At 42.0% G+C, this 13969-nt stretch carries 20 protein-coding genes and 1 pseudogene; 13 read left to right on the forward strand and 8 right to left on the reverse strand.

Annotated elements, in window-relative coordinates:
• The first annotated feature begins 391 nt into the window (after nt 1-391).
• Nucleotides 392-997 (forward strand): KilA-N domain-containing protein, encoded by a 606-nt coding sequence (locus WNY98_RS06380; protein WP_149614065.1) that lies wholly within the window; start codon nt 392-394, stop codon nt 995-997.
• Between the two features lie 39 nt (nt 998-1036).
• Here WNY98_RS06380 and WNY98_RS06385 read toward each other — a convergent pair whose 3' ends face one another.
• Nucleotides 1037-1453 carry a type II toxin-antitoxin system HicB family antitoxin gene (locus WNY98_RS06385; RefSeq protein ID WP_007378160.1) on the reverse strand — a complete coding sequence of 139 codons (417 nt, stop codon included), beginning with the start codon at nt 1451-1453 and terminating at the stop codon, nt 1037-1039.
• 54 nt (nt 1454-1507) lie between these two features.
• The gene (locus WNY98_RS06390; protein ID WP_007378159.1) at nt 1508-1687 is read right to left on the reverse strand and encodes a type II toxin-antitoxin system HicA family toxin; all 180 of its coding nucleotides are present in this window, start codon (nt 1685-1687) and stop codon (nt 1508-1510) included.
• Nucleotides 1688-1874: 187 nt separating this feature from the next.
• Here WNY98_RS06390 and WNY98_RS06395 point away from each other — a divergent pair, with 187 nt between their 5' ends.
• Complete coding sequence (locus WNY98_RS06395) at nt 1875-2225, forward strand: hypothetical protein (protein WP_007378158.1); 351 nt, start codon at nt 1875-1877, stop codon at nt 2223-2225.
• Here WNY98_RS06395 and WNY98_RS06400 read toward each other — a convergent pair.
• Nucleotides 2222-2467, reverse strand: a complete 246-nt coding sequence (locus tag WNY98_RS06400; protein WP_007378157.1) for an ogr/Delta-like zinc finger family protein — start codon at nt 2465-2467, stop codon at nt 2222-2224. The two genes, WNY98_RS06395 and WNY98_RS06400, sit on opposite strands and share 4 nt — an antisense overlap.
• Before the next feature lie 120 nt (nt 2468-2587).
• On the opposite strand from WNY98_RS06400, the gene WNY98_RS06405 reads away from it, so the two are divergent.
• Nucleotides 2588-3121 carry a hypothetical protein gene (locus WNY98_RS06405; protein WP_342877425.1) on the forward strand — a complete coding sequence of 178 codons (534 nt, stop codon included), beginning with the start codon at nt 2588-2590 and terminating at the stop codon, nt 3119-3121.
• 83 nt (nt 3122-3204) lie between these two features.
• Here WNY98_RS06405 and WNY98_RS06410 read toward each other — a convergent pair whose 3' ends face one another.
• The gene (locus tag WNY98_RS06410; RefSeq protein WP_342877426.1) at nt 3205-3378 is read right to left on the reverse strand and encodes a hypothetical protein; all 174 of its coding nucleotides are present in this window, start codon (nt 3376-3378) and stop codon (nt 3205-3207) included.
• Between the two features lie 251 nt (nt 3379-3629).
• Between WNY98_RS06410 and WNY98_RS06415 the strand changes: the two genes are divergently transcribed.
• The 3 genes from WNY98_RS06415 to WNY98_RS06425 all read left to right on the forward strand — a co-directional run bounded on the left by WNY98_RS06415 (nt 3630) and on the right by WNY98_RS06425 (nt 4580).
• Nucleotides 3630-3866: a hypothetical protein gene (locus WNY98_RS06415; protein WP_337120198.1), complete on the forward strand. Its 237-nt coding sequence runs from the start codon at nt 3630-3632 to the stop codon at nt 3864-3866.
• Nucleotides 3867-3981: 115 nt separating this feature from the next.
• Nucleotides 3982-4404 (forward strand): hypothetical protein, encoded by a 423-nt coding sequence (locus WNY98_RS06420; protein ID WP_337120199.1) that lies wholly within the window; start codon nt 3982-3984, stop codon nt 4402-4404.
• A 2-nt stretch (nt 4405-4406) separates the two neighbouring features.
• Complete coding sequence (locus WNY98_RS06425) at nt 4407-4580, forward strand: hypothetical protein (RefSeq protein ID WP_337120200.1); 174 nt, start codon at nt 4407-4409, stop codon at nt 4578-4580.
• A 15-nt stretch (nt 4581-4595) separates the two neighbouring features.
• Here WNY98_RS06425 and WNY98_RS06430 read toward each other — a convergent pair whose 3' ends face one another.
• The 4 genes from WNY98_RS06430 to WNY98_RS06445 are packed head-to-tail and all read right to left on the reverse strand — an operon-like array spanning nt 4596 to nt 8225.
• The gene (locus WNY98_RS06430; protein ID WP_337120201.1) at nt 4596-5054 is read right to left on the reverse strand and encodes a hypothetical protein; all 459 of its coding nucleotides are present in this window, start codon (nt 5052-5054) and stop codon (nt 4596-4598) included.
• Nucleotides 5054-5380 (reverse strand): phage holin family protein, encoded by a 327-nt coding sequence (locus tag WNY98_RS06435; protein ID WP_342877427.1) that lies wholly within the window; start codon nt 5378-5380, stop codon nt 5054-5056. Before WNY98_RS06435 ends, WNY98_RS06430 begins: the two co-directional genes overlap by 1 nt.
• Entirely contained in the window at nt 5377-6444 is a 1068-nt protein-coding gene (locus WNY98_RS06440) for a phage portal protein (RefSeq protein WP_342877428.1), read from the reverse strand. Before WNY98_RS06440 ends, WNY98_RS06435 begins: the two co-directional genes overlap by 4 nt.
• Nucleotides 6444-8225: a terminase family protein gene (locus WNY98_RS06445; protein WP_342877429.1), complete on the reverse strand. Its 1782-nt coding sequence runs from the start codon at nt 8223-8225 to the stop codon at nt 6444-6446. Before WNY98_RS06445 ends, WNY98_RS06440 begins: the two co-directional genes overlap by 1 nt.
• A 205-nt stretch (nt 8226-8430) precedes the next feature.
• Between WNY98_RS06445 and WNY98_RS06450 the strand changes: the two genes are divergently transcribed.
• From WNY98_RS06450 to WNY98_RS06480, 7 genes and pseudogenes are all read left to right on the forward strand, one after another.
• Entirely contained in the window at nt 8431-9312 is an 882-nt protein-coding gene (locus WNY98_RS06450; RefSeq protein WP_342877430.1) for a GPO family capsid scaffolding protein, read from the forward strand.
• Nucleotides 9313-9352: 40 nt separating this feature from the next.
• Entirely contained in the window at nt 9353-10390 is a 1038-nt protein-coding gene (locus WNY98_RS06455) for a phage major capsid protein, P2 family (protein WP_182755111.1), read from the forward strand.
• Between the two features lie 84 nt (nt 10391-10474).
• Nucleotides 10475-11203, forward strand: a complete 729-nt coding sequence (gpM, locus tag WNY98_RS06460; protein ID WP_342877431.1) for a phage terminase small subunit — start codon at nt 10475-10477, stop codon at nt 11201-11203.
• A gap of 110 nt (nt 11204-11313) precedes the next feature.
• Nucleotides 11314-11751, forward strand: coding sequence for a head completion/stabilization protein (locus tag WNY98_RS06465; RefSeq protein ID WP_007378146.1), 438 nt, complete (start codon nt 11314-11316; stop codon nt 11749-11751).
• A complete protein-coding gene (locus WNY98_RS06470; protein ID WP_024609305.1) occupies nt 11748-12221 on the forward strand; it encodes a phage tail protein in 474 nt (157 codons plus the stop codon). Before WNY98_RS06465 ends, WNY98_RS06470 begins: the two co-directional genes overlap by 4 nt.
• A complete protein-coding gene (locus tag WNY98_RS06475; RefSeq protein ID WP_342877432.1) occupies nt 12214-12846 on the forward strand; it encodes a phage virion morphogenesis protein in 633 nt (210 codons plus the stop codon). The genes WNY98_RS06470 and WNY98_RS06475 overlap by 8 nt, the downstream gene beginning before the upstream one ends.
• Before the next feature lie 21 nt (nt 12847-12867).
• Nucleotides 12868-13968: pseudogene (locus tag WNY98_RS06480) on the forward strand (DUF2586 domain-containing protein).
• Nucleotide 13969 lies beyond the last annotated feature (1 nt).

Genomic DNA, 13969 nt, shown 5'->3' on the forward strand with positions numbered 1-13969 from the left:
TAAGTTACTTAATTGACGGGTACAGTTACGTTTAAGTGTACCCACGAATTAACTAATCCGTAGGTACAGATAAAAATAAAAAATAGAAAACGATTGAAGGAGGTAAAACTAACCTAATTGACAATTCGCCTTGTGCGGGGCTATAGTAAAAAGGCAATGGCAAAATCCAGTTGCCGAGATTGGTCTCTCGATACTACAAAGGCGCATTGTCGCCAGCTTTTTAGCTGGTTTTTTAATGTGTAGCTTTAGCACACCCAAATTATGGTGAGCTGGGCGAGGGCTCTTCGGAGCGCCGTTTCCTTTGTGTCGGTAGACCAACCTTGTTCAGTTCATCACCCATTGCTTGGTCTCTTTGTGTGGTGATTAGATTAATCACAAAGGAGTCATAATCATGACAAACCAACTTATTATTTCAAATACCCTAATCCCTGTTGATCACTACAACCGCGTAAACTTAAACGCACTGCATAAAGCCAGTGGGAAAGAAAACAGCAAGCGCCCGTCAATATGGCTTACAACTAAATCAGCAAATGAGCTTGTTAACGAGCTAAGCAAGGATTCTTGCTTAGGTCAAAATGTAATCAACAAGCAAAGAGGCGGTAACGGTGGAGGCGGAACATTCGCCCACGAACTATTAGCCATTTCTTACGCAGGCTGGATCAGCCCAAAATTTCAATTAGAAGTAAACCGCGTATTTTTACACAGCAAACGTAACGAACCAGAGCTTGCCACGTTGCCAACCCTAAGCGAATTACCAATATTAGACTTTCCTGAAATGCGCTTAAGTATGTTTATTCCGTTTAGAGATATGTTTGATTGCGGCTGGCGTTTACGTATGAACCAGTTATTCACCATATTGCGCCAGTGCCAACGCAGCAACACACCAATAACCGTTAAAGACGTAACAGGCCTAGAGCAAGAACTACGATCACTGCTTCACATAGTCGAAACCCAAGGCAACAAACTAAGCAGTATTCAACGTTTTGTGAATCATTAATAGGCAGGCAGTAAAAAGGGCGCTAAATGCGCCCTTAGTTTAGCGTGCTGAAATACCTTGTATTTCATGCTGTGCCGCTAACTGTAAAAAGTTTGAACGGCTTTTGTATTGCGGATGTGCTTTAACTAAATCATCAATTTGCTTAGTTAATAAGTTAGGCAAAGTTACGTTAATTTTACCTGCTTTGCCTAAGTAGGGTTCAAGATCAATATCAACCAATGCCCATACCCAGCCTGAAAACTCAGGATTATTTACGTGAGCGTTAATATTACTTGATTGCGGCGGTAAAATACCGTCTTCGGCTAATAACTCTAAATGAGTTTCTAGTGCGTCTTTAGCGTTTAATAGTGCTTGCTCGAATGAGTCACCGGCACTATAACAGCCTTGCACATCAGGAAACACCACGCCAAATGCTTCAGTTTCTGTGCCTTTTTCAATTGCGATTGGATATAACATCGCTATTCTCCTAATGAGTGTTTACAACAGTGATAGTGTTAAGGAAATAGGGGCTTAAAGCCCCGCATCTTTCAGTATTTTTGCTACCAATCCTTTGCCTAAATCTTTCTTAGGGTGGGGAACGGTAATGAGATTGGTATGGTTTGGATGCCTAAAGTGATGATGACTGCCTTTCACTCTAACTTCTTGCCAACCCGCCTCTTCTAGCTGTTTGATTAAATCCTTGCTATTCACTGTACCTCGCTTTATTTCTCAACGTGGGGTTACTATAACCCCAGCAATAAACAGAGTCAACTATTTATAACTCCAATAACTCTAAATTATTTAAAAATGAAAATGTTAAACTTGCACAAACTAGTCAGCTGAATTAAGTTACATAAATAAAGCCGCTATGTTTGTCGGTTATTTTCTAGGAGGTATTATGGTAGGTGAATGGATTTCATTAATTCTTAGTGGTGCGTTTTCAGGTTTTTTTATAGGGGCTGCAATCTTTGTAGTAATTTATTTTGGCATGCTCTATCTTTTTGATAAAACTAATGACGATGTCGCAATGCTTATTGCGTCAGTAGTAATTGTGTTAATCCTTTTTGGCTTTTATGGGTTCAGCATTAAAAACTTTCTTGAAGCTGCACAATCGGGAAATAATAGGCCTATTGAAGATATATTTAGGGCAGTCCCTTTTATAATGGCTCATGCTTTATTTTTAGCTTGTGCCTACGTTGGAGTTCGATTAAGTAAAATGATGTTGAGAAAGAAATTACTCGGTTATTAAATACCTAGCAGACTTAGCTGCTGTTCCTTAGGTAGTTTTTTAATAAGCGCCGCAGCAAGTTCTTGGGTGCTTTTTACAGGCGGATTTAAGAAGTGATCAAACGATTGGGTAATGCGGAACGTAGCCCCGCATTCTTTTGTATTTGTGCATGAGCAATATAAATTAACCACATGGGCGCTTTGCTTTTCGCGTGACGTAATTGTTGCTTTAGCTTCGCAATTTGGACAAGTAACCCGCGCCATAATAACCACCAATAGTTAATAAAATACACTGTCATTATATACAGTGATTTTATGCATAACAAATAAGCATTTAATTATGGGGATTAAAAACTTAAGATATAAAATCAAAAATAAAACAAGATGAAAATTGTTATTGGAGAAATTACCGTTATGGAAAATGAAAAAACTAGGTTTAATAATTTATTCAAGAAAAAAAATGCTGTTCAAAATCTAATTAGCTACCTGCAAGTTACGTTTAACGCTGGAGAACGGATACCTGGCGAACTCGAATTGAAAGATATTTTGGGGCATCCTCTTCAACAAACTAGAGAAGCACTGATTGTTCTTGAAAGTTTCGGCTATTTGGAAATTAAAGAGCGTAAACCATCTACTTTACTTAGGTCATTATCAGATCAACCTCTTGATGTTGGCGAGGCAATACTGAAAAGCAGGCTAAAAGATGATGAGAAATTTAGAAATCTTGTTGAATTAATTATTAAAAATCATCAGGTTAACTCTGAACTGCCGGGGGTGAGGCAACTATCTAATCACCCTGATTTATATAAAGATAAATTAAAAGAAGATTTATTAAGGCTAGAATGTGCTGGCTACATTATAAATTCACAAGGACGAAGACGTAAAATAATTAAGGATCTTTCCTTTTTAATCATGTAAGTAATTCGTATCTACACAGAAAATTCTATCAAACACATTATTTAGAGCAAGCGCTAACACCAGTTAGCGCTTTTTTTTATGCTTTACGCGCTGGGCTCTAAATCAAAATTTAGCTGTAATTCACTGCCAATTTCAGGATCCCTTGCCACTTCATCACTCATTAATTTAATAAGCGGTTTAGTTTCGTTTTTAAAATACATGGCATCGTATTTAGTCGGGTCGCCAAGGCCTGCGGCAAAGTGTGAGCTGAGAACCAAAAAGCCGAAAAATTCACTCCTCCTCGCCTTCCGCTTTCGTGCAAAAAACGCGTCAAATTGACAACCCCAGTGACACACCATTAATCGCCGGCCAGCGCAATGAAAGGATCTGTGAGCGGTTTTAAAAAGATCTGGATGTCAAAGCTGTGACAATGTTTGACATAAAGTGACAACAAAAAGATCAAATAGGTGGTGATTTACCTGACATTGAAATATCATTAATTTATTATCAGTTAAGTGATAAATAAATTGTGAATTATTTATACAAAGGCTCACAAAGCCAAGAGCGGTTAGATGCACTATTGTCGTTTGGTAAAAGCACCAGTGAAGATATAAAAGCAGCACTCAGTGATTACTTAGTTCGCGGTATTAGCAAAACCAATGCAGCAACACTTAATGGTGTGCCTGGGCCAAATTTTACAAGGGCACTTAAGCGTCTTGAAGTTGTTGCTAGTAAAGTTGAAAAGATTAAAGAGCTAGATTGGTAAACAATAGCATTTGAGGTGATTAGGTAAATTGGGTGAACACTATTGCCTAGATATTCTCGTTAATTTGATGTAATTTACTATCGACTATTTAAATAAAATCATAAGGAACTTGATTATGCATACCCCAATTCAATTTTATGTCACCTTGCCATTTGACCTTTTTCGACTTGGCCGTAAAACAAAAGCTAAGTTTGACTATATTCGTACTACACCACCAAGAGAGGAAGAACAGACTTGGGATGTGAGAGTTTATAAAAAGAATGATATTGACTTTGTAGACAGTAAATCGGGTGGCTTATCACTATTTAATTATAGAAACCCGAAGTTTGGTACGCTGTGGTGGAAGTTACCAGCTAAGTCTAAAATGCCGCAAGGCCTGCATGTTTCACTAGATGATGGGGGATCGCTAGGTAAAAATCATTTTACTATTCGCCCTCTATACGATATGCCCGTAACTCTGTATTTAGATAAGTTAAATCAATTAGATTCGATGGCTATTCCTTGTTTTATCGGTGTACCAAATCAAGATGTAGGATAATTATGTTTTCACAATTAGAACTTAGATTAATTAAAAGTACTCTTAAAAGTAGGGTTGAAAAAGAAACAGTAGAGCTTAAACAGCTTGATGAAGATAGCGATGAATATATGGAAAAGGCTAATGATTTAATGGTGCTTGATACATTAATTTCTAAAATCGATAACTCACAGCATTAAAGTTTAATGCGCTAGTCATTTACTAGCGCTTTTATTACCTTTGCCCTTACCACCCCAAAACGCTCTAAACAATCGCATTAACCCAAGCGTTGAAACCGCAATACCTACAATCACAAATTCAAAGTACCAGGGCGCGCCTTTATAGCCCATTGCTTGCCAGCCTTTATGCATATACGGTTGCATGGCTGGTATAAAATGGCACACAAACAACCCCAGAAAGAATAGAATGATCACTTCATCCATAATGGTTTTGTCGCGGTTCTTCAGCACAAGCAAGTCATAGTCCGCGTCGTTTTGCTCGGCTTGCATGCAGCGCTTTGCTTTGGCGTTAAACTGCGCAATTTTAAAGTTGTTCTCAGCGCGTGCTACATCAGCGGCCATTTCTGCCGCGATGCGTTTACGCTCAACATAGCCGCCGGTTAAATCGGCTATTGGGTCTGTGATAAATGATAATACTGATTTAATCCATCCCATTATTTAATCCCTCGTATAAATTTAAGAAAGCTTTTAGGGTCTTTGCTAAACGATTTAATTAGCTTGTCGAACCCTTCTAAAATGTGTGGTGCTGCATATGCTGTTACGCCAATCACGCCCGTTTTTAGGCTTTCGTCAAAGCCGCGCCACTCGCAAAACATGGCGGCTAAGTACGCTGCAAAAATAGCAACGAGCACGTTCATACAGTAATGAAAGAACGTAAATTGCTTTTTGCTTAAATACATTTGAATAGCGGCTGCTAAAAAGCTCAGCATAAATAAACGCCCCCATTGTTTAACAAACTCTGTTACATCTATCCAGCTCATGCGGCTTCCTTGGTCGTTGGGTTTAAGTCTGAATACTCAGGCTCTTTAAATTCAATATGCTGCGCGGCGGGTAGGTAATTATTAATGCCTAATACGTCTTGCTGCAGGGGCACAACTTCGTTGTTGTAATAGGCACGGGTAATTTTGTCTAAGTCGCCAAAGCCTGGGCTGTCGCCAGATGATTGGCCGCTCAGTGCTTCTTGCGCACGGTGCATGCTGAGCATGTCGTTAAGCGTAATTTTTTTAATGCGCTCAAATTCGTCTTTTGTTGATATGTCGCCCACCGGTGTAATGTTTATCGCTTTTTCAGCATCGGCTTTATTACTGCGAAAATTAAAAAACAAACTTCTAAAGTTACCCACGCCTTTGCTGTCACGTATGGCATTTTTAAGGGCGGTTTCATCATCGGCGCTTAAGTTAGGGTCAGCCATTGAGAATATAAAGCCCATGTGCGCACCGTTCTTGTAATAACGGCGACGAAATAACGTGGCATCTTCATTAAGCAACGCCGACTGAATACCGCCGTAATATTGCGGTATGCCATAAATGCCTTGCCCGGGGTCGTATTCCTTTACGTGTATTATTTCGCCTTCATTAAAGTAAATAGGCTCATGACTGCGATTACTTAATTGCGCGTACACCCCGCGCTTATCGGTATAACGCATAGTGAGTGCAGGCAAATGGCACAGCTTAATAATCTGCCCAAACGAATTTTTAATAATTTGCAAATAGGCGTTACCGCTCCACAGCAAATCAAACGCAAATTTGCTAAGGGCTTGATGGCTTAAAAGTGGGTTAGGCTTATACCACTTTAAAATCATGTTGCGTTTAAAGTAGAGTATTGGCCCATGCTGGGCATTTACACGCAGCAGTTTAACCAAGCCTTGCAAATTAATGGGCGGTGCATAAATGCCGTTACTGTCACTAAAAACCCCAACGTAATCAGTTAGCCGGTTGTCTAAACAGGGCTCCGGATCGCCAAAGCTAAACGTATCGGTTACCGCTGTGCGTTGGTTGTAGTTTGGCGCTTGGCCGTTACTTACTTGTAATCTTGGTTTACTCATTAAGCTGCAATTCCTACTGATGTTTGACGGCTATGGGCGTTACCGTCGAGTGGTTCAAATAACATAGCGTGCATAATTGCCCACGCAATATCGGCATGGCCTGTTGTGGCTGTGCGGTTTGTGGCATAGGTGATTTGGTCGCCCACCACTTTACGGCGAATATTAATGAACGAGCTGGCAATATTTACCGCGTCCTGGTCAAACTCAAAGCGGCGGTTTTGAATAACGTTAATGGCTTTAATTACCATGCGGTTTTTAATAATAGGGTTGTAATGAATCGGCTCCGCATTAGGGTAAAACTTAGTAATAAGCTCCCACACACCATAGCCAATGCCGGTGGTGTCTACGCCAATATGCACAACGTTGTATTTTTCGGTGAGGTGTTTTATCTCGTTTGCCATGGCTTCAAAGTCGTTGCCGCTTAAATCAAGTGCTTCTAGCAGTAAAAACTTTTCGCCTGGCTTCATGGGTGCACTTAAAATGGCAACACTTGCTTTATCGCCAAAGCGGGCAGGGTCAAAACCAATTACAACAGGGCGCAGTCCGAACGGGCGCTCGTAGGCTAAATCAAAGTCGCTCCACTTAGTCGAGTCGCCCACGCAGTTCATCAATTGTTTAAGGTTAAACGCACTGTGCGCATCATCAATAAACTTACACATAAACAAGTTATTAAACTCATCTACGCTGTATTCGTTTTCAAGTACGCCAATATCAATACGGTCAAAGCCACTGGTTACTACATCGTAAACTGTAAGCATTTGTCGCCAAATACCGTCGTCACACAACTGACCGTTTTTTAAGTTTTTATGGCTTACATCAATAGCAAATTCAGGATCGTTACACGCCTTTGTTTTACGGTACCATTTACCGTTCCAATGGTCGTAGGCTTCGTGGCTGGTAACCGATGGCGTACTAAAATAGGTTATTCGTAAATGTTTATGCGTTGCCATAGCCTGCGCTAAACCGCGCAGCGACTTATATTTAGGTATCCAAAACACTTCATCAATATATAAATCGCCGGACTCAGATTGCGCAGTACGGGCATTAGTTGATTTAAAAATTAGTTTAACGGTTTTACCGCCGGCTAAATTAAGCACCATGGGTGAGCCACTTAATTCAACATTAAAATGCTCACGCACCAACGCCACAATATTGGCTTTAAATACTTCGGCCTGATCACGGCTCGCCGATATAAATATTTTATTACGGCCATTTACCACTGCATCGTAAAACGCTTCGAATGCAAAATAAAATGTAGCGCCAATTTGGCGTGGTTTTAATATAAAGCGGGTGCGATGGTCTTGGTTATCAAACCAATGTTTTTGGTGAGGATAAAGTAATGTGTCTTTAAGCTCGTTGAGCATTTCAAGGGTAATGCCAGAGCAATCGTTTTTCTTTTTCTTCTTTGATTTTTTGTCATTGCCGTTATGACTGTTGCCGCTGTTATTGTTGGCGGGGTCGTCATTACTTGCGCGCTGTTTTGGGGTTGGGGCTAATTTACTTTTATTAAGTGCGCACAACTGGCGCGTGCAAAAGTCGAGCTCTTTATAGTCAGCATCGGTTTTATCGTCTTTATCGGCCAGTACATTAATGCGTTTGCTAAAGGCCATTTCGGCATTATAACTTGGGCACATGTCCTCCCACTTGCCAGCCTCCGACCAACGGCGAATGCTACGCGCACTGGGCATGTCGTCAAGCTCGGCTATTTCGTCCACCGTGTAGCCCTCAACAACATACAAATCTTGTGCTTTTTTGCGTATCTCTGGTCCGTAGTTCGCCATCTATTGCGCCGCTTTTATTAATCCATAGCGGCAGTGTATTCGTTATAAAACGCTTAATCTGTCAGTCAAAAACCTGTCCATTCCTAAAAGTTAAATATAGGAATTTCAAAAAGTTAAACCGTTGGAAAGGAATAAAAAGAGGGTGCAAACTGCAATCACTTTAAAGCAATACGCTTAATTTGCACATATTTAAAAAGGGTTGTTTATGCCAGGTCAACTACGTACTAAACCGTTATCGATTGCCGCTGTAGGTATGACCGTTGACGGCCGCGAAATATCAGAGCAAGACGTAGCCGACATTGTAGAAACCTATAACCCGCGTAAATACGGTGCACGCATTAATGTTGATCACGAATTTAACTGGTCGGGTTGGGCCGCTAAAAATCTTCATAACGTAGATATTCCCGGCATGTTGGGCGATGTAGAAAGCGTTGCAGCCTATGAAAACGAAGAGGGCGTTGTGTGCTTATACGCAGTGCTTGCGCCCAATCAAGGGTTTGTAGAGCTGAACAAAGCAGATCAAGCTGTTTATTTTAGTATCGAAATTAGCCGCGATTTTATGGGCACAGGCAAAACCTACCTAACCGGTTTAGCAGTGACCGACTACCCAGCCAGTTGCTATACCGACCGTATCCATTTCAGTAGTAAGAGTAAGCCAGATGACACGGACGTCTCTTTATTAAAAGTTGATTTAGGATCATGTGAGCCTATCGACGCCGCACCTAAAAAACCATTTTTTAAACGACTATTCGCAAAGGAAGAACCCGACATGAACGAAACACAATTAGCCACTGCATTAAAAGATGCGCTGGGCACACCGCTTAGTGAGTTTGGTAAAAAACTAGACGGCTTAGCCACAAAGCTTGATTCGTTTTCAACCACAAAAGTGGAAGGTGAAGAAACGCCGTCAGCTGATGATGAAAACACTGAATTAGCTCAAGTAAAAGAAGAGCTATCAAAAACAAAAACAGCATTAGGTGAACTTAACGACAAGTTTACCAAAGCGTTGAAAACACCTGCGGGTGATACCACTGACGCCGACGAAGAACCCGAAGGCGATGAGGGTAAATACAGCAACTGCTTGTAATTACATCACCAACTTAACTTAGCTAAACGCAGGAAAGAATATGAAAACCAGAACTAGAGAATTATTTGTCGCCATTATGGCAGGCATGGCCGTTAATTACGGCGTTACATCAATGAGTGAGCAGTTCAACGTTGAGCCTACAACCGAGCAGCGCTTATATGATGCTGTTTATGAATCGGCTGAATTTTTACAGATGATCAACACCGTACCGGTAGACGACTTAGTTGGTCAGTCAGTGATCATGAGTGTAGACGGTGGCGTTACAGGTCGTGCAGGCGTTGAAACTGACGACACCAAAGAGCGTAAAACCCGTGATGTATCAAAGCTCGATAAACGTGAATACCGTTGTTATCCAACAGAATGCGACATTCATATCACATGGGTAAAAATGGATCAGTGGTCTAAGTTCCCTGATTTTCATAATCGTTATCGTAATCACGTACGCCAGGCTATTGCGCTCGACATTATTAAAATTGGTTGGAATGGTACGCACGTAGCTGATACCACAGATATTACAGCCTATCCAATGATGAACGATGTAAACATTGGCTGGCTACAACTAATTCGCCGCGATGCACCCGAGCGCGCAATTAGTGAAGGCGCAACCGCTGGCGAAATTCGTATTGGTGCTGGCGGCGATTACGAAAACCTAGACCAAGCGGTGCACGATGCATTGCAAGGTATTCCAGAGCACAAACGTGCAAACATGGTGGCTATTATTGGCGACGAGCTTTTAGCGCAAGACAAAAACAAGCTGTACGCCAAGCAAGCACATACCCCAAGTGAAAAAACCAAGATTGAGCTGCAACAGGTGATTGATACCTATGGCGGTTTAATGACATACAAAATTCCGTTTTTCCCCGCTCGTGGCATTTTAGTCACTAGCTTTGACAACTTAAGTCACTACGTACAAACGGGATCAACGCGTACCAGTGTAGAAAACAACGCTAAGAAAAAACGCGTTGAAGACTACCTATCACGAAACGATTGCTACTACGTAGAAGACCTTGAAAAAGTCATGTACTTCGAATCAACCAGTATCAAGTTACCAAATTCAGACGGTAGCGCCTGGATTTAAATATTCGGTAAATTCCCATTTGGCCGGCTTGTTTAATCCAATTTTCGAGCCGGTCTTTTTAACCACATTAAAGAGTGTTTTTAAATGAGCTTAGTCAAAGAATCATTAGCCAAAGCAGCAGGCAGCGTACCAACAAGCACTGACAAAAAAGCGCCAACGGTCGCGGCAACAGCCACGAATACCCATGCGCCAACCACTATCACTACGCAAACCGAGTACCAGCTTTATGCAGCAGCCATCGAATCTGACTTAGCTCAATTAAAAACATTTACTGATATAGCTGATAAAGCAACATACAAATCTGAAGCGTTAGAACGCCAAGATTATTTAGGGTATATCAATCAATATCGACTAAGCGGCCAGTGCCACCCGAACACGGTTTTAGCATGGGTGTTTATTTGGTTGGTTGACTTAAAACGCTGGGATGCGGCGCTAGAACTCCTGCCGTTTATGATTGAGCAAAAGCAACCGCTACCCACGGTATTTAATACCAAGCATTGGCCTGCGTTCGTTATCGACCAACTCTATGACGATGCAAATTACTACCTATCAGAATCAAAGCAGCAAGGCTTATTTGATATTAGCTATGTACTGCGTGGCTTAATTAATACCGTTAAAAACCAAGATTGGAACGGGCTTGAAGTGGTAGGCGGCAAGTTGTACGCCATTGCGGCAAAGGTTGATGCCGCATTACACAATTATGGTAATGCACTGTTATTTGCAGAGCACGCACAAGCCATTAACGACAAAGCTGGGGTTAAAGGTTTAGTCGATAAGTTAACAAAGCAATTAAAAGCAACGGTTAACGAGTAACAGCTCCAACGCCGGTGGGCAACTTAGCACTTCGTCAGCATTCGTTGTTTGACGCCCTGTGACTAAGTGGCGCCCACACCCAATTTAATGTGTGTTTTTACAGGTGCAATATGAATTTAAGCGGTATGCCACAAGCAGATTTACAAAGCATTAATGTTGATGTGCCAGGCAATGGCTATTACCCGACATTAAGCACGGCTTATTTTATAGAGCACTACGCCGTTGCCCAAGAATACGCCAGCAAAAGTGAGCTGCTTGTTGAAAAGCTAAAGCGCGCACAGACCGAGGTAAACCAAGAACTAGTAAGCGCTGTGCTTACTAACGGCACACCATTAAACGCACAACAAATAATTTTTTATAACGATGCAGTGTATAGCAAAGCCAAAGCTAATTTATTGGTATCCAAGCTTGGCAGTACACACCGTGAAAACGCAACAGCACAGTCGCAATCAGCCATTGATAACTTTGAACACTGGCAACGCGAAAGCATAAACGCCATGCGCTTACTGCAAGCACTAAGCCCTAATTTATCGGTAGAGCTGTTATGAGCAAAAGCAAAATTGAAAAGCTTAAACAGCATTTAGTGAGTGTTGAGTACCAAGGCCATAAGTTGGCGCTCAATACCCAGTTTGATAGCTGGATAGAAGGCGGGCGCATAGAGCCAAGTAGTAAAACAATGAATGGTAACGGGTTATTGGCAGCGCGGTTTTATTACTCAGGTGTGATCAGCATTAATCCATGCTTTGCGCCGGCTGCGTTAATTTGTGCCTTTGCATCGTTTTGGTTGCAAAACAATGGCGGGCGTTATGACAGCACCGATATTGAATTTAGTGCCGATGTAAACGACGACAACAGCAATGAAGTAGAGCTGACTATTAACCAGCTGTGTGAAGACATAGAGCTAATACAAACAGACAACGGCCCTTTTGAGTTAAACGGTAACCGTTACGACTTTGGCGAGCAAAGCCTATGGGTTGCTGAATCATTTTTACTGCAAGGCACTGTAAGCCGTGCTTAACGTTAAATTTGACGAAGGGCGCAGCAAAGACCAATTAGCGTTTTTACAACTTAAGCCTAATAAGCGGCGCAATATATTACGTCGTGTTATTCGAACAACAAATAAAAGCAGTAAAGAGCGGATCACCAAGCAAACGGATTTAGCAGGTAAAACATGGCAAGGCAGAGCAAATGGTAAAAGAAAGAAAATGCTCACCAAGCTTAAAAAGTTTATGAAGGTTCGCCACAGTGCAAACGACGCCAGTGTTTATTTTTTAGGGGGCAACAGCGGAAAAATTGCCCGTGCCCACCAAGAGGGCATAAGCCTAGATGCAGGCAAGCCAAAAGGTAAAGCGGCTCAAAATAAAGAAAGGCCAGCCACGCGAAATTTAGCCAGGGCATTAATAGCCGAGGGTTACAAAATACCGCGTCGTAAAGGTAAGGGCAGTAAACGCCCAAGCATTAAATGGATAACAGAGAATTTAAGCATTAACCAAGCAGGATTTTTACTTCGCGATTTAAAGGGCAGCTCAAGTAAGAGTACATGGCAAATTGACTTGCCGGCCCGCTCATTTTTAGGGCAAACGCAGGGCGAAGAAAAACAGCAAATGAATTTTATTTTAAACCAGGCTATGCACGTTGCGTAGCGCAAAGCAAAAGGAACGATCATGGCACAAGGTAAAGTAACCGTTGCCGCCATACAAACAGGCAGTGGCGCTACGAAACAGATTGAACGCAGTGTGTTGTTTATCGGTCAAGCGAGTGAGAACAACGGCAAAATTTTATCTATTAATGCACAAAGTGATTTTGATGTTGAGTTCGGCGCCGCCGACTCCCCACTAAAAACACAAGTAAAAGCATGGCAACGCAACGGTGATGACTTAGTGAGTGGTTATGCCATCCCGCATGGCGCAGGCGATAACGTAATGGCCCTTATTGATAAAGCAATGGATCAGGATGTTAGCCCTGAAATTATTGTTATTTGTACGCCAGTTACAGGCAAAGCCGACATTGAAAGCTACCAAGCCAAAGCGCTTGAAATTTTATCGAGCCTTGCTCGTCGTGTTCGCTTTTTACTCGCAGCACCTGGCTTAACGGCTTAGCAAAGTTGGCCTGATTTAGTGACTTCATTACAACCGTTAACCGATGGCGTAGTAGGCGATCGTGTGGCTGTTATCCCGCTTTTATTCGGTGACGAACTAGGTGCAGTAACAGGGCGTTTATGTAAAAGCGCAGTCACTATTGCTGATAGCCCAATGCGTGTGCTTACGGGTGCAATGTCATTGATGCCACACCCAGAAGATGCCGCCGGCAACCCCTTAACCAACTCAACCACGGCGGCACTTGATGCGCTGCGTTTTAGTTGTACACAGTTTTATGCTGATTTTGATGGTACGTATTTTGGCGATGTAAACATGCTCGACGCTGAAGGCGGTGATTTTCAAAAAATTGAAATTGGCCGCATTGTTGATATGGCTGCACGTGCTGTGCGCATTATTGGGATTCAAAACGTTAAAAATCGCCGCTTAAACAACAGCAGCACCGGGATTGAATTTGGTAAACGCATTATGGGTAAACCGCTGCGCGACATGGCACGCTCTATCAATATTGGTGCCGATAAGTTCCCTGGTTTAATTCGCGCCCCAAAAGACGACAGTATCAACCTAACGTTTATGAATGCGACCACATTACAAGTCGTACTTAAAGTTAAACCAATCGATTCACCCAACACCATCATTGTTGGGATCATGTTAGATAACGCAGAGTAGG

Source organism: Pseudoalteromonas sp. AS71 (genome assembly GCF_038900275.1).
In the GTDB taxonomy this organism is placed as follows: domain Bacteria; phylum Pseudomonadota; class Gammaproteobacteria; order Enterobacterales; family Alteromonadaceae; genus Pseudoalteromonas.

Excerpts from the sequence above, each read along its gene's own strand:
- WNY98_RS06380 (WP_149614065.1), top strand. The coding sequence starts at position 392 with ATGACAAACCAACTTATTATTTCAAATACCCTAATCCCTGTTGATCAC.
- WNY98_RS06385 (WP_007378160.1), bottom strand. The coding sequence starts at position 1,453 with ATGTTATATCCAATCGCAATTGAAAAAGGCACAGAAACTGAAGCATTT.
- WNY98_RS06395 (WP_007378158.1), top strand. The coding sequence starts at position 1,875 with ATGGTAGGTGAATGGATTTCATTAATTCTTAGTGGTGCGTTTTCAGGT.
- WNY98_RS06400 (WP_007378157.1), bottom strand. The coding sequence starts at position 2,467 with ATGGCGCGGGTTACTTGTCCAAATTGCGAAGCTAAAGCAACAATTACG.
- WNY98_RS06405 (WP_342877425.1), top strand. The coding sequence starts at position 2,588 with ATGAAAATTGTTATTGGAGAAATTACCGTTATGGAAAATGAAAAAACT.
- WNY98_RS06420 (WP_337120199.1), top strand. The coding sequence starts at position 3,982 with ATGCATACCCCAATTCAATTTTATGTCACCTTGCCATTTGACCTTTTT.
- WNY98_RS06425 (WP_337120200.1), top strand. The coding sequence starts at position 4,407 with ATGTTTTCACAATTAGAACTTAGATTAATTAAAAGTACTCTTAAAAGT.
- WNY98_RS06430 (WP_337120201.1), bottom strand. The coding sequence starts at position 5,054 with ATGGGATGGATTAAATCAGTATTATCATTTATCACAGACCCAATAGCC.
- WNY98_RS06435 (WP_342877427.1), bottom strand. The coding sequence starts at position 5,380 with ATGAGCTGGATAGATGTAACAGAGTTTGTTAAACAATGGGGGCGTTTA.
- WNY98_RS06440 (WP_342877428.1), bottom strand. The coding sequence starts at position 6,444 with ATGAGTAAACCAAGATTACAAGTAAGTAACGGCCAAGCGCCAAACTAC.
- WNY98_RS06445 (WP_342877429.1), bottom strand. The coding sequence starts at position 8,225 with ATGGCGAACTACGGACCAGAGATACGCAAAAAAGCACAAGATTTGTAT.
- WNY98_RS06450 (WP_342877430.1), top strand. The coding sequence starts at position 8,431 with ATGCCAGGTCAACTACGTACTAAACCGTTATCGATTGCCGCTGTAGGT.
- WNY98_RS06455 (WP_182755111.1), top strand. The coding sequence starts at position 9,353 with ATGAAAACCAGAACTAGAGAATTATTTGTCGCCATTATGGCAGGCATG.
- gpM (WP_342877431.1), top strand. The coding sequence starts at position 10,475 with ATGAGCTTAGTCAAAGAATCATTAGCCAAAGCAGCAGGCAGCGTACCA.
- WNY98_RS06465 (WP_007378146.1), top strand. The coding sequence starts at position 11,314 with ATGAATTTAAGCGGTATGCCACAAGCAGATTTACAAAGCATTAATGTT.
- WNY98_RS06470 (WP_024609305.1), top strand. The coding sequence starts at position 11,748 with ATGAGCAAAAGCAAAATTGAAAAGCTTAAACAGCATTTAGTGAGTGTT.